Origin of the sequence: Polyangium mundeleinium (assembly GCF_028369105.1) — a bacterium.
Classification (GTDB): Bacteria; Myxococcota_A; Polyangia; order Polyangiales; family Polyangiaceae; genus Polyangium; species Polyangium mundeleinium.
Window position 1 is genome coordinate 3429771 of sequence record NZ_JAQNDO010000001.1, and the last position, 14311, is coordinate 3444081.

Annotated in this window: 11 protein-coding genes; 7 read left to right on the forward strand and 4 right to left on the reverse strand. The window is 69.1% G+C overall.

Annotation, left to right across the window (positions count from 1 at the left end; all coding sequences use genetic code 11):
• The first annotated feature begins 63 nt into the window (after window positions 1-63).
• Window positions 64-1626: a sigma 54-interacting transcriptional regulator gene (locus POL67_RS13870; RefSeq protein ID WP_271917792.1), complete on the forward strand. Its 1563-nt coding sequence runs from the start codon at window positions 64-66 to the stop codon at window positions 1624-1626.
• Window positions 1627-1657: 31 nt separating this feature from the next.
• A complete protein-coding gene (locus tag POL67_RS13875; protein WP_271917795.1) occupies window positions 1658-2725 on the forward strand; it encodes a LuxR C-terminal-related transcriptional regulator in 1068 nt (355 codons plus the stop codon).
• Here POL67_RS13875 and POL67_RS13880 read toward each other — a convergent pair.
• The gene (locus POL67_RS13880) at window positions 2697-3389 is read right to left on the reverse strand and encodes an iron-containing redox enzyme family protein (RefSeq protein ID WP_271917796.1); all 693 of its coding nucleotides are present in this window, start codon (window positions 3387-3389) and stop codon (window positions 2697-2699) included. The two genes, POL67_RS13875 and POL67_RS13880, sit on opposite strands and share 29 nt — an antisense overlap.
• 19 nt (window positions 3390-3408) lie before the next feature.
• Window positions 3409-4212, reverse strand: coding sequence for a GNAT family N-acetyltransferase (locus POL67_RS13885; protein WP_271917797.1), 804 nt, complete (start codon window positions 4210-4212; stop codon window positions 3409-3411).
• 261 nt (window positions 4213-4473) lie between these two features.
• On the opposite strand from POL67_RS13885, the gene POL67_RS13890 reads away from it, so the two are divergent.
• A complete protein-coding gene (locus tag POL67_RS13890; RefSeq protein WP_271917798.1) occupies window positions 4474-5181 on the forward strand; it encodes a hypothetical protein in 708 nt (235 codons plus the stop codon).
• A gap of 72 nt (window positions 5182-5253) precedes the next feature.
• On the opposite strand, the gene POL67_RS13895 is transcribed toward POL67_RS13890, so the two are convergent.
• The gene (locus POL67_RS13895) at window positions 5254-6198 is read right to left on the reverse strand and encodes a CE1 family esterase (protein WP_271917800.1); all 945 of its coding nucleotides are present in this window, start codon (window positions 6196-6198) and stop codon (window positions 5254-5256) included.
• Between POL67_RS13895 and POL67_RS13900 the strand changes: the two genes are divergently transcribed.
• From POL67_RS13900 to POL67_RS13915, 4 genes are read left to right on the forward strand one after another with little or no spacing between them, the layout of a single operon-like run.
• Complete coding sequence (locus POL67_RS13900) at window positions 6197-9673, forward strand: CHAT domain-containing protein (RefSeq protein WP_271917801.1); 3477 nt, start codon at window positions 6197-6199, stop codon at window positions 9671-9673. The two genes, POL67_RS13895 and POL67_RS13900, sit on opposite strands and share 2 nt — an antisense overlap.
• A 13-nt stretch (window positions 9674-9686) precedes the next feature.
• Complete coding sequence (locus tag POL67_RS13905) at window positions 9687-10616, forward strand: ABC transporter ATP-binding protein (protein ID WP_271917803.1); 930 nt, start codon at window positions 9687-9689, stop codon at window positions 10614-10616.
• Window positions 10613-11446 carry an ABC transporter permease subunit gene (locus tag POL67_RS13910; RefSeq protein WP_271917804.1) on the forward strand — a complete coding sequence of 278 codons (834 nt, stop codon included), beginning with the start codon at window positions 10613-10615 and terminating at the stop codon, window positions 11444-11446. The genes POL67_RS13905 and POL67_RS13910 overlap by 4 nt, the downstream gene beginning before the upstream one ends.
• Window positions 11446-12513: a hypothetical protein gene (locus POL67_RS13915; protein WP_271917805.1), complete on the forward strand. Its 1068-nt coding sequence runs from the start codon at window positions 11446-11448 to the stop codon at window positions 12511-12513. Before POL67_RS13910 ends, POL67_RS13915 begins: the two co-directional genes overlap by 1 nt.
• Here the strand turns inward: POL67_RS13915 and POL67_RS13920 are convergent.
• On the reverse strand, window positions 12505-14166 hold the full coding sequence (locus tag POL67_RS13920; RefSeq protein WP_271917807.1) for a hypothetical protein: 1662 nt from the start codon (window positions 14164-14166) through the stop codon (window positions 12505-12507). The two genes, POL67_RS13915 and POL67_RS13920, sit on opposite strands and share 9 nt — an antisense overlap.
• Window positions 14167-14311 lie beyond the last annotated feature (145 nt).

The window sequence follows — 14311 nt, forward strand, 5'->3', positions numbered from 1 at the left end:
AAGACGGACGCCGGATTGCTCTATATTTGTCCCGTTTTGACGGCACGGCTACAAATGGTCCTCATGAAGGACTGGAATACCTGGACTATGGAAGCCGATCGGGGGCTCGAGCTTCGGACGCACAAGATTCGCGTCGAGGTGAGCCGAGGGCCCATGGCAGGGGTCGTCACCGAAGTTTTGGGGCCGGAGGTGCGGGTCGGGAGCGGGAAAGATTGTGATCTCGTTCTCGAAGATCCGACCGTGAGCAGGCATCACCTGCTCCTTCGTATCGAGGGAGACCTCCTGCGCGTGCTCGACACGAGCAGCCGCAATGGCACGACCGTCGACGGCGTGCGGATCCGCGACGCCTACGCCCGGCCCGACTCGACGATCGGGCTCGGCGCTTCGGCCCTGCGGCTGCAAATGCTCCGCGACGTGGTGACGCTGCCGCTCTCGTCGAGCACGCACTTCGGGCGCCTCGTCGGCGCGAGCGTGCCGATGCGGCGGCTCTTCGCGCTGCTCGAGCGGATCGCGCCGAAAGATACGACCGTGCTGGTCGAAGGGGAGACCGGGACGGGCAAGGAGCTCGTGGCCGCGGCGATTCACGCCAAGAGCAAGCGGGCGAGTGGTCCGTTCATGGTCTTCGATTGCTCGTCGGTGGGCGCAGGTGTGCTGGAGAGCGAGCTCTTCGGACACAGGCGAGGGAGTTTCACGGGCGCGACCGAGCATCGCGTGGGGAAGTTCGAGGCGGCGCACGGCGGGACGCTTTTTCTGGACGAGATCGGGGAGCTGCCCCTGGAGCTGCAGCCGAAGCTGCTCCGGGCCCTGGAGACGCGCACGATCACGCGGATCGGCGAGAATGAGCCGCGGCGGGCCGACGTGCGGATCGTGGCCGCGACGAACCGATCGCTGGCGGCCGAGGTCGAGCGGGGCAGGTTCCGCGAGGATCTCTATTACCGGCTGGCCGTCGTGCCGGTGCGGATGCCGCCGCTGCGGGAGCGGCTCGACGACATCCCCCTGCTCGTGCGCCATTTCGAGAAGGAATGGCAGGGGCGGAAGGATGCGCCGGCGCTGCTACCGAACGAGGTGCTCGAGCGGATGAAGGCGCACCCGCGGCCCTGGCCGGGCAACGTGCGGGAGCTCCGGAACAAGGTGGAGATGATGCTCTCGCTCGGGCTCGCCGAGCCGCCCTGGGCCGCAGAGGAGCCGGAAACCGAGGGGCCGATGCCTTCCGTGCTGCCGGTGAACCTCGAGCTGCCTTTGCACGTGGGGCTCGCGCACGTGGAAAACGCCTACAAACGAGCCTATGTGGAGCGCGCGTTGCGCGAGACGGGATTCAACGTGTCGCAGGCCGCGAAGATCGCGGGCGTGGGGCGGGCGTTTGTCCAGCGGGTGATGCGAAGGCACGGGATCCGATCGGGCGAGGAGGGTGGTGGACCCGAACGTGGTGAGGGCGGGGCCTCACCTGCGCCTGCGCTCGCGCCGCCGCCGGTCCCCGCGCCTGCGCCCGCGTCGTCGGCGGGGCACGGGCTCTACCAATGGTATCGAAAACATCCGCTGGCCTCGCCAGACGCGCGTGGCAGGACCGATGGGTTCGGCCCGCGGAACGGGCACGGATCGAAGCGCCGGGACGAAGGCGGGCGTTGAACCGCGGTCCGTTCGGGTTCATCATGAACGCATGAGGGGGCGTTCCAGTCTCACCGAGCATGAGCAGGGCCTCATGCTGGATCTCGTCGCCGAGCTCGGCGGATCGCTCGATCTGCACGAGGTGCTCGGCCACGCGTACGGCCTGCTCTCGCAGCTCGTGCCCGCCGATCACGGGGCGCTCTGCGTGAGCCGGCCCGAGGGGCACGCCGTCTACGACTGGGCGGTCGCCGAGATGCCCGAGAGGTTTTTCCAGGGATACGCGGAGATGGTCCCGCACGACTTCGTCCGGATCGCCGTGGCCGAGCGTCCGAACGAGGTGCTGCGCGACACCGAGATGCTCCCGCGCGCGTCGATGGAGCGCAGCTTCCTCTACAACCACTGCCGCGACATCGGCATGCAGCTCGAGCACGTGATGGCCGTCCTGCTCCGTGACGACCCTTCCTGGCACGGCGGGCTCATCCTCTACCGGGACAAGCGGATCGCATTCTCCGATCACGAGCGCGAGATCCTGCAGAAGCTCTCCCGGCATTTCACGAACGCCGTGAAGAACTGCCGCCTCTTCGGGTCGATGGCCCAGCGCGCGTCGATCCTCGACGGGGTGCTCGCCGGCATCGGGCACGAGGCCATCGTGTTCAACGCGTCGGGCGCGGAGATCGCGCGGACGTCGAGCGCGGAGAAGATGCTGCAGGCCTGGTTCAAGCCGACCGAGCTCGGCCCCGGGAGGTTCCCCGAGCCGCTCGCCGCGCGCGTCGCGTGCATGGTGAAGGACCCGCACGCGCTGCTCGAGCCTTTCTGCCGGGGCGGCGCGTTCGCCGATCTGAAGGTCTCGATGCAGAAGCTCCCAGGCGGCGGAGGCGCGTCCTTCGTGATGCTGCTCGAGGAGGTCCCGCAGCTCGTGCCCATCCCCCTTCCGTGGCTGCGGGTCCTGAGCAGCGCGGAGATCAAGGTGGCCGAGCGCGTGTGCTGGGACAACGCGCTCATCGCCTCCGAGCTCTCCATCACGGAGCTCACGGTGAAGAAGCATTTCTCACGCATCTTCGACAAACTCGGCATCCCGAACCGCGCCGCGCTCATTCACCTGGCGTGGCGGCAGCGTTGACCGTCGACGCGTCCCCCGCGAACATCCCCAAATAAAGCGCTGCCGTCACCGCCGCGGACAACGTGATGGCGCGGCGGTCGCCTTCGGCTTCGAGGCGCGCGAAGAGGCCACGCAGGACGCTCGTGTGCCCCTCGTCAGCGTCGGCGTGGCCGCGGAGGAAGCGGACGCCGCGCTCGATGCCGGGGATACGTCGCCGCGCGACGAGGTGCGCCGCCGTAGTGCCGGCGCGGGCCTGGGAGAGGGCTTCGAGGATGTAGGCTGTGCCGAGGAAGGCGAGGGGCGAGCCGGCCTCGACCTGGAACTGGTTCCACGCGATGTAGGCGGTGACGGCGGGGCTCGGTCGCGGCGGCGCGGCGGGGCTCTGCGCGCGGCCGATGGCGGCGAGGTCTTCGAGGACCCAGAGATCGTGCCCCTGCTCCTCGTCGGCCTTCTGCAAGAAGAGCCGCGCCAGATCGAGGGCCTTGCCCGCGCGCGCGAGCCGCTCGCCGGCGCGGCGCAGCAAGGGTCGGGTTTGGCGGACGTAGAGATAGGTTTGTCCGAGGAAGGCAGCGTATTCGTCCGTGTCGAGGTCACCTGCGAGCAGGCGGCGTGCGGCAGGGTGCGCGTCGAGGGCCGAGAGCAGGTCCGAGACGGTGGTATCGAGGGTTTCGACGAGGGCGTTCATGGTCCGCGGCTCCTTTCGTTCAGGCGGCGATCGAGCCCGGATTGGGGAAGGCGGGGGGTTTCGCGCGCCGGACGGTGCGCTGCTCGGCGACGTCGGCGAGGAGGGGAAGGGCGCACATGTGGAAGCGTGTGTCGTAGACGGGCGGACCCACGAAGCGGGCGCGCATGCGGCGCGTGTACATGTCGAGGGTGCGGGGGAGCCGGGATCGCGCGGGCGCGGCGGTCGCCGCCGTGCGACCGTGGTCGTCGTAGAAGGGGCGCTTCGGCGGGGCGGGGGCGGGCGGCGGGAGGCGCGGGGCGAGGGATAGGTCGTTCCGGACGAACCCGCGCTCGCGGGCGACGTGCTGGATGAGGCGGGCATCTTCGATGCCGTCGGTCTCGGTGTTTGCCGTGGCAATCCAGTGGCCGACGCCGAGGACCCGGCTCAGGTGGACGGCGGCGGCGTGGAGCTCGGCGACGGCCATGGAGTGTCTGTGGGTGGCGAGGACGCAATAACGCGAGGTCTCGGCGAGGCGGAGCCCGGCGGCAACGAGGGGGGCGAGGTCGAATTGCGACTCGACGGAGAGGCCAAACGAGGTGCCGTTCGTGGCGGCGATCTCGGGGTTCGGCAGGAGGAGGCGGAGGGTGCCGACGGCGAGGTCGCCGTCGTAGGTGATGAGGTGAAGGGTCGTGGGGAGGGTATCGAACGGATCGAGCTCGCGGGGGACTGCGTGGTCTTTCGTGTCGAGGTACCCGAGCTCACGGGCGAAAACGTCGAAACGAACGCGGACGGCGTCGTCGAGGTGTCTTTGGGTTTCGGCGATGATGCAACGGATGTCTGGCATGATGTCCTCCGGCGGCGCGAGCGAATGTCGGCTCGGTCGTCGAGAGGGCCTTGATTGCAGGCGACGTGCCCGACGGCGGTGGGCCGATTCTCCGGCCGAACCGCGGGGAAGACGCGCGCGGTGGATCCGGATGGATGCAGGGAGCGTCGAGAAATGTGGAGGGGGTGGATCCGGGCGCATGCAGCACCCTGGGGGGGCCAGCCATCACTTCGTCCGCCCGACTTGTGCATGCGGCGCTGCGCGGATCGCGCAAGGAATTGCGTGATGCTGGTAACGCGCGGACGGACGGAAGCGGCTGCGGGAGCCGGTCGGGAAGGCACCCGGGAAAGCGCGCACGGGATCGAGCTTGCTTCGTTACGGGAAGGGGCAGAACATGCTTCTGTGCCCCGCGGCTTCTTGGCTGCCGGACAGGAGGAAGTGATGGCTCAGAAGGCGATGTACAGCTACCGGGGAGACACGCGTGACGACGCGACCGTGCGGGATCACGGTGGCTTCGCCCCGAAGTTCTTGCTGGAGCAGCATAACGGTGGATTCGATGAGTTCATCAAGTGCACGAACAAGACCGCGGGCAAGCTTGGCTGCAATTGTCCGGGCACCACGGAGGCAGATTTGTTCCGCGGAGGGCGCAATGAGTTTCTCAAGATCATGGAGAAGCCCATCAATTTGCAAGCCCACGTGATGTTCAACAAGAGCGGGTATATCTCGACCGCCTTCCGGAGTGACGAAACCTATGCCGGCCATCAATACAGGATGGGCGGCCTGTTGTACGAATATTCCATCCAGGAAGCTGCTGCGCGGTTCCGCATTGCGGCCAAGATTCCTGGGCTCGTCAACGGCTGGAAAGTGTACCTCGATGCCGTGAATATCGGGCAGTCGATGCTCATCGCGATCACACCCCGCGGAGGCGTGGAGCTGACCTTCATCACGCCGGTACCCTACAAGTACATCACGCACGTCGGATTCAAGTGACCCTCCTCGGAGGGAGCGCGCCGGCACCGATTCGTCGACCGTGTCCATCCGCGCCGGCTGCGGAATCACTCCTCACGGCTTCGGGTGCGCAAGGAGCCACTCCACCACCGCCGGCGCGAAATTCGCTCCGAGGCCCGGGACGTGTGTCCCTCCGTCGATCGTCCAGAGCTCCGCCGCGCCGCCTGCCTTGCAGCCCGTCGTGTATTGCGAGACGCTGGTCTCGGCGCCGTCAATCGTGGCGTCGAGGTCGAGAGCTTCGCCTGCGGACGGCGTGAGCGCGCAGCCGTTTTTCTGGGCCCATTGCTCGGCCGTCGCCACGGCGCCCGGAACACTCACGCCCATGATCGCCTCGCCGTCGTAGGGGACGGTGTCGTCCGCGGTGCCGTGGATCTGCAGGACCGCGACGGGTTTTTCGGCCGCACATTTCGCAGGATCGCTCCACGTCGCGCCCGCGAGGCTCGCGATGCCGGCGACGAGGTCCGAGCGGTCGCAGGCCATCCGGTGCGACATGAAGCCGCCATTGGAATGGCCCACGAAATACACGCGCTTCGGGTCGACCTTGTAATGCTGGCCGATCTCGGTGACGAGGCCCGAGAGGTAGGCGACGTCGTCGACGCCCACGCCGCCGAAATCGCAACAGGCGTCGGTCGCGTTCCAGAAGCGCTTCGAGCTCGTGTCGGATGTGCCGTCCGGGTGCGCATACAAAAAGCCGTGTTTGTCGGCCTGGGGTTTCAATTGAAACAGGAGCTCCTGGACGAGGCCGGAGGCGCCGTAGCCGTGCAGCAGGATCACGAGCGGGGAGGGTTTGCCGGGGTCGATGCTGGGCGGGACATGGACGGTGACGGGGCGATCGCCGCCGACCACGAGCTCGCCGGGATCCTCGCCGCCGATGCCCCCGGATCCGCCGGTGCCTCCCGAGCCTGCGCCGCCGCTCGATGCCGGGGGATTCGAGGAGCAAGCCAGGGCGAATGTGAACGGTATGGATGCGAAGACGAGGGAGCGGTAGAAGCGCGTCATGGCGCGAGCTTACCGCACGTTCCGTCGGATCTCCTCGGTGTTCCTCCTCGCAGGGGTGACGCTCGCCGCGGCGCCGGCCCTGGGCGTGCCGCAGGCGGCGCCCAAGGCGGCGCCGGCAAAAGGCCCGCCCTCGAGCGCGGACCTCGCGGCGCTGAAAGAAGCGCAGGATCTCGCTGTTCAGGCGCAGCAGTTGCTGGAAAGAAAGCAATACGACGCGGCGCTCGCGTCGGCGCAGAAGGCCCTCGGGATCCGGGAGAAGATCGAGCCCGAAAGCGTCTTGACGAAGATGAGCGTGCGCCAGATGGCGGAGATTCACGAGGGGAAGAAGCAGTACACGCGCGCCGTGCCTTACCGGGAGCGCGCCCTCACGCTCGTCGAGAAGAATCCGAGCAACGAGGCGGATATCCGCTTTCGCATCCACGAGCTCGCGGTGACGTTGCACGCCGCGGGCGAGCACGCGCGCGCCATCACGCTGTTCGAGCGCGAGATCGCCCTCGCCGTGAAGGCCAGCCGCGGCGTGGAGGGGGAGAGCGCGATCGGGCCGATCGCGGCGATGGCGGAGCCGCTGAAGGCACTCCGGCGGTACGACGAGGCCGAAGCCGCGCTGCTCCGCGCGATCAAGATCTGCGAGAACGTCACGCGGGATCGAAAACCTTATCCGTACCTACTCGTGAACCTCGGCCGTTTGTACCACGAGACCGGCCGGTACACGCGGGCCGAGCCGGTGCGCGCGCAAGCCGTCGAGCGCGTGGCGGACGTGGGGGGATTTCGCTCCAACGCCACGGATGAGATGGGCCACCTCGCGCAGACGCGGATGGCGCTGCAGGACTATCCGGGCGCGCAGATCGTGCTCGACGAGATCGTGGCCATCATGCACGAGCACGAGGGGGAAGCGAGCCTCGCGTATGCGAGCGCGCTCATGATGCGCGCCGTGCTCGACGTGGAGACGGGGGCGTATGACCAGGCCGAGCCGAGGCTCTCGCGCGCGCAGGCGATCCTCGACAAGAACGCCGAAAAGGGGAAGGACGCGCCGGACCTGCGGGTCGTCTTGCAGTGGATCTTCGGGCGCATCGCGACGCAGAAGGGAGATTTTACCCGCGCCGAAGGGCTGCTCTCGCGCACGCTCACCCATTACGAGAAGACACTCGGGCCGAAGGACAAGTCCGTGGCCGAAGTGGCGGCGAACCTCGCCGATCTCTACCGGCGCGCGCAGAAACTCGACAAGGCCGAGGTCCACGCGGCGCGGGCGCTAGGGATCCACGACGAGCAGCTCCCGCCCATGCACCCGGATCGCGCCGAGTCGCGGGCGATCCTCGGGCGCATCCGCGAGATGCGCGGCGACGCGGCGAGCGCGAAGAAGCTCCACGAAGAGGCGCTCGCGGCGCGGGAAAAGACGTTCGGCAAGGAGCACCCGTTCGTCGCATCGTCGTTGCTCGATCTCGCGGATCTCGCGCGGAGGCAGAAGAACGCGGGCGAGGCCGAGGGGTTTTACAAAAGGGCGATCGGGATTTTCGAGAAGACGTTCGGCGCCGAGCACGAAAAGGTCGCCTCGGGGCTCGAAGGGCTCGCCGCGTTGTACGTGGAATTGGGCAAGTTCGATCTGGCCCTGCGCGCCGCGACACGGGCGGCCGAGATCCGCGAGCGGCAGGCGGCGCTCGTGATCGCCGGCGGATCCGAGGCGCAAAAGCGCGCGTTCGTGGCGACGATGCGCGTAGGGACCGATTTTCTGACGAGCCTGCATGCGCGGACGATGCCCGCGGATGCGGACGCGAGGAAGCTCGCGCTGACCACGATCTTCCAGCGCAAGGGGCGCGTGCTCGACGTCATGGCGAGCTCGCTCGCGGCGCTGCGCCGCAAGCTCGGGCCCGAGGAGGCGAAGCTCGCGGACGAGCTCGCGGCGGCGCGCAGCGAGGTCGCGCGGCTCGCCATGCGAGGGCCCGCGGGCGCGCCGCTCGACGAGTTCAAAGCCGAGCTCGCGCAGCGCGAGGAGAAGGCGCGGTCGATCGAGGAGAAGATGGGCGGGCGGAGCGACGTGTTCCGCGCCGAGGAGACGCCCGTCACGATCGAGCGCGTGCAGGCCCTTTTGCCTGCGGGGACGGCGCTCGTGGAGCTTTCGGTGTACGTGCCGCGGCGCTCGGCCGACGTCGACCTGCCGAGCCGCGAGGGGCCGCCGCGCGTCGCGGCATACGTGCTCGACGCCGCGGGGAAGGTGACGTTCGTCGATCTCGGCGAGAGCGCGCCGATCGAGGCGGCGACGAAGGCGCTGCGCGAGACGCTCACGTCGTCGCTCGACCAGGATCCGAAGCCGCCCGCGCGGGCGCTCGACGAGCTCGTCATGCGCAAGATCCGGCCGCTCCTCGGGGGAAAAACCAAGCTTATGATCGCGGCCGATGGCGCGCTGTCGCTCGTGCCGTTTGCGGCGCTCGTCGACGAGGACGGGCGGTACCTGGTCGAGCGGTACGAGATCTCGTACCTCACGAGCGGGCGGGATCTCCTGCGGCTCGCGCGCACGGCGCCGTCGCGGCAGAGCGCGCTCGTGGTGGCGAACCCGGCGTTCGGGCGGCGCGAGCAAGGGGAGAGCGCGCTCGCAGCGCTGGAGGACAAACCCGACGCGAAGTCGCGGGGCCTCGACAAAGCGTTTTTCGAGCCGCTGCCGGCGACGGCGGCCGAGGCGCGCGCGCTCGCCCCGATCCTGCCCGGCGCCATGGTGCACGTGGACCTGGAGGCGACGGAGTCGACGCTGAAGAAGGCGCAGGCGCCGCGGATCGTGCACGTGGCGACGCACGGGTTTTTCCTGGCCGCGAAGGGCGCGGCGGCGCGGGCGCCGGAGCAAGGCGAGCGTGGGCTCGAGCTCGAAGCGGCGCCGGACTGGCTGCCGGACGATCCGTTGCTGCGATCGGGGCTCGCGCTCGCGGGGGCGAACGCGAAGAAGGGCGGAGGCGGCGAGGACGGGATCCTCACGGCGCTCGAGGCGAGCTCGCTCGATCTTTGGGGCACCAAGCTTGTCGTGCTCTCGGCGTGCGAGACGGGCCTCGGCGACGTGCAGCGCGGCGAGGGCGTGTACGGCCTGCGGCGCGCGCTTTTCGTGGCCGGCGCCGAGTCGCTCGTCGCGAGCTTGTGGAAGGTCGCGGACGAGGAGACGCAGCGGCTCATGGTGGCCTATTACCAGCGCGTCACGAAGGGCAGCGGTCGGAGCCCCGCGCTCCGGGACGTGCAACTCGCGATGCTCGCCGACGCGCCCACGTCGCATCCCTACTTTTGGGCGAGCTTCGGCGTGTTCGGCGATCCGTCGCCGATGGGCGTCGATGTCGTGGGCGACCGGCGAACGCCGCACGAAGGGCCGCGGGTCATGCCCGTTCGGCCCAGTCCGCGCGGGTGTGCGTGCACGATCCCCGCATCGACGGGGGAGGGGCCGCTCGGGCTCGTGGGTATGTTCGGGCTCCTCGCGCTCGTCGCGCGGCGCCGGAATCGGTGATAGGGTCTCGGCCATGCTGGCCATCGAGGCCCGGGGGCTGCGCAAGACATATGGCGGGGGATGGCCTCGGGGCGCGGGACGGGAGGCGCTCGCGGGGCTTGATCTCGCGGTGGACGAGGGGGCGGCGTTTGGGCTGATCGGGCTCAATGGCGCGGGAAAAACCACGTTCATCAAGTCGCTGCTCGGCGTCGTGCGGCCGAGCGCGGGCGTCGTGCGTGTCCTCGGCAAGGATCCGGAGGATCCGACGGCGCGCGCGAAGGTCGGGTATCTGCCCGAGCGCCTCTTCTTGCCGCATGCGTTTACGCCCGTGCAATTTTTGGCGAGTGTGGCGCGGCTGAAAGGGCTCCCGCGGGCCGACGACGAGGTGCGGCGGCAGATCGGGCGGGTGGGTTTGTCGGGGGAAGAGGGGCGGCGCATCGGGGGTTTTTCCAAGGGAATGCGACAGCGGCTCGGGCTCGCGGCGGCGCTGCTCGGTGGGCCGATGCTCCTTGTGCTCGACGAGCCGACGGACGGCGTCGATCCGCTCGGCCGGGCGGAGATCCGGCGGATCCTCGCGGAGGAGCGGGCGCGGGGCGCGACGCTGTTTCTGAATTCGCATCTTCTTTCGGAGACGGAGCGCGTCTGCGATCGGATCGGCATTCTCTCGGGCGGGCGGCTCCTCCGGGAAGGGCCGATCGAGGCGCTCTGCGGGAGCGAGACGCGGTATCGCGTGCGGTTTGCCCCCCCCGTCGATATCGAGGCGCTCGCGGCGCTTGGCTTTCGGGCCGGGGACGGCGAGGGCGTGTTCGTCGTGGATGCGGCGGATCCTACGGCGTTGAATGATTTCTTGGATCAAGCCCGGCGCACGGGGGCGCGGCTCGTGGGGCTCACGCACGACGTGCGAGATCTCGAGGACGTGCTGGCGGAGGCGCTCGGCCAGGGAGGAGAGCGGGGACACGCGTGAAATCGTTTGTCGTGGCCAGGGATCTCCTGCGCGAGGCGGCGTCGCGGCGTTGGTTCCTCGCGCTCGGCCTCGGGATCACCCTGATGCTCGTGGTGATGGGTTTGTCCTTGCGGATGGACGTCGTCGACGGGGCGCTCGCGGCGACGCGGCTCTTCGGCAAATCGATGAACACGCAGATCCGCGCGACGGACCTGGCGCTCCGGCCGGCGTTCGTGGCGTCGTCGTACCTGATTTTTTACGGAGGCCTCCTTTTCGGCGTGGTCGCGTGCGCCGATTTCGGCCCGAGCCTGCTCGCGCCGGGGCGGATCGAGCACCTCCTCTCGTTGCCGGTGCGGCGCTTCGAGCTCGTCGTGGGCACGTTCCTCGGCGTGCTCGCGCTCGCGCTGGTCGGGGCGCTTTATGGCGCGGGCGGGCTCGTCTTGATCTTCGGGGTGAAGACGGGCGTGTTTTCGGGGCGGCTCATCGTCTCGGCGTTGCTCGCGAGCGTGACGTTTTCCGCGATTTATGGCGCGATGCTGACGGTCGCGATCGCGGCCCGCAGCGCGGCGCTCTCGGCGGCGTCCGGGGGCGCGCTCGTGCTACTCGGGATCGTGGCCGGGGAGCGGGAGCGGATTGCGGAGTTTTTTGATCCGGGGATCTCGCGCACGATCTTTCGGGGGTTGACCCTGTTCCTCCCGCGGGTCTCGTCGCTCGCGCGTTCGGCCGGGGAGATCGCGGGGTCCGAGCCCGTGGATCCCGCTGCGCTGACGAGCTTGCTCCTGGGGCTCGTGGTCTTTGGTCTCGCGGCGCTCTCGCTCGGCATTCACCTCTTCGAACGGAAGGATTTCTGATGAGACGGGTGGCCTGGCTCGTCGCGTTCGCTGCCCTCCTCGGGCTCTCGGCGTTCTTGATGTCGCGGGGGGACAAACCCAAAAAGCCCGAGCGTGTGCTCAAGGCCGAGTTCCCGCGGCACCCGAGGGACTGGGAGGACGAGCGCAACCGGAAACGAAGGACCTTGCCGCCGGCGGCCCCGCGCCCGGGGGAGGATGAGGGCATCCAGCGAAAGCGAGATCCGCTGCTCGTGGCGCTGCCGGTCGAGAAGGGAAAGAGCGCGGTGGTGTTCGAGGTCTCGGCGCTGAAGGAGTCGCCGATCGGGCAGATCTGGCTCGATTGCATGCTGGAGGAGCAAGCCGAGAACAAGCGCCGCGGGCGAGGGCGGGACGACTTCAAGGAGCGATTCGGGATCGACATCTTGCAGGACGTCGAGCGAATCGCGATGTCGTCGAACAAGGTGGCGGTCCTGTCGGTCACGCAGGGCGCCGGGCGGTTCGACAAATCCGGCTGGCCGAAGCGTACGGTCGGCGAAAAAGGCGCGATATGGGAGGACACGGAGGGCCGCTCGGTGTTCGCGACGTGGGGGGACGAGCTCGTCCTCGCCGGGGTGGACGTGAAGGAGATCGAGGCGGCGATCGCGCGGCTCGAATCGAAGTCGCCGCCGCAAGCGCCGCCGATCCCGGATTGGTCGGCCTACGGCGACATTTACGGGGTGCTCTCGCCCGAGGAGCTCGCGGACATGTTGCCGGAGGAGCAGGGCGAGATCGCGGCGCGGATCCGGGCCGCGATCGATCGCGTGGATCTGCACGTGGATACGTCGGAGGACGTGGCCATCGTGGCGGACGTGAATGGTTCGAACGTGGACGATGTGACGGACCTGGCGAAGTCGATGGGCGCGGCCCTGAGCCTGGCCCGCGCGGGGGCCGAGGACCAGGGCGACGGCCGGCTGCGAGAGCTGCTCGATTACGCGACGATCAAGCCGCGGGACGGGCGATTCACGGTGGACGTGGCGCTGCCGCTCGACGTGCTCAAGCAAATGGGGCCGTGCCGAAAGCGGGACGCGGCGCCGTCACCTTCACAGTGAAGGGAAGGGCGACCAGGAGGTGCACCATCTGCCACCACGGATGGTGATTTCCTGGCGTCGCGCGGAGGCCGTCAGGGGCGCGCCTTCCATTTCGGTGAGCGCCACGGAGAGCGCAGCCTCGACGGCGCCCCGCGCGGCATCGCTCGGGGCGAGCAGGTGGCCGCGAAGGAGGGCCGTGGCGGCATTCGGGCCGAAGACGCAGCCGAGGGCGATGGCGGCTTGCTCGGCAGCCGGCGTGTGGTCGAGCTCTTCCTCGGCGTGATCTTCGAGGAGCGCTCGCTCGAAAAGGGCACCATGCTCCCGGGCCTCGTCGATTCTTCCGAGGAGCTGGAGCGCTTCAGCGCGGAGTTTGACGTCGGCGGAGGATTGCGCGGCCTCGACGAGGGCTTGTACCTGCGGGGCGTGGCCGCGGCGCGCGCGCGCGCCGATCACGCGGAGGCGAACAAAGGGATCGGGATCCGCGGTGAGGCTTTCGAGCGCGGCGTGGAAGGTGGGGCCGTCCTCGGCGACGGCGTCGAGCACGTCGAGGGCGAGGAAGCGGGCCTCGGGGTCCGGGAAATGGAGCGCAGCGAGGAGCGCGGACCTGTCGCGCGTGTCGGGGTTTTTCGCGATATCGCGGAGGAGCACGCGGGCGAGGTCGAGGTTTTCGGGGGCGGCGCCGCGTCGTTCGAGATACGCGACGGAGACAAGCCTCTTTCGTCGATGAAGGACGAGGCCGAGGTCGGCGCGTATCGTTTCGTGGAGGCGCGCGCGGGCGAGCAGGTCGGCCGCGAGCGCGGGGCCCTCGTCGTCCTCTTCCAGGAAAGCGAGGGCTCCACGATAGCGGTGATGGACCCGCGGTTTTTCGATAGGGCAGCGGAGGGCGAAGTTATGGTCGAGGACGGCTTTTCGTGCGGCCTTGCGGATCGCCGCGGCGCTCGAGAATCGCAAAAGGTCCCGTCGCGGGAGGACGAGGGCCGCGGCCGCTTCGGCGCGGACTTCGTCGCCGAGGAGATCCGCGAGATCCGGCAAGCGGCGAATGTCCTCGAAAAGCTCGGCGTCCCGGGGACCGGCGCGCCGGTACGCGGCGAGCACGACGAGCGCGTCCGGGTGCGTGTCGGCCAGGGAAAACGCGAGGGAGGCGTCGTCCTCGTCGGGGGAGCGCCGCGCGACGTCTTCGAGCCAGCGCGCGACGAGCCAGGCTTCGAGCTCCTCGCAAGGTTTGTCCACGAGGAAGCTCATCGACCTGAGCCACCCGCGCCGTGCCTCAGGGCTCGCCCGTTCGAGGCGCGCGAGCAGGTCTGCCCTGCGTGGGCCACTTCTCGCAAAGGGGACGAGCTCGAGGAGCGACGGCGTCGTGGGGAAGTCAGCGCCGCACGCGAGCGGCGCCTCGGGTTCGTCCGCGAAGACCTCGTCGAGCAAGCGCGTGAGGGTTTCGTCGGGCAAACCGGCCGAGGCCCGCACGAGGGCGCGGAGCGCGTGGACGCGATGCCAGCAGGGACGCGCGGGATCGGCCGCGATTCGCGTAAACGCGGGGGCGAGCGACCGCGGCGCGAGGAACGAGAGGAGGCACGCGGCACGGACGCCCGCACGACCAGGGAGGTCGAGCCAGGGGAGGAGACGATGGCCGACCTCGTCGCGGGAGGTCCAGCACAGGGAGGAGACGTCGAACACAGGAGGCGCGTGTGGTCACCGGAGCGCCATGCCGGGAGCACCTGGGCCTCGGGCCGGGCTCGGCGTTCATGCGTACCACGCTGCGCGACGACACGCGAACCCATCACGCGCGTGCGAGGTGCACGACACTCGCTCGACTTGGGTT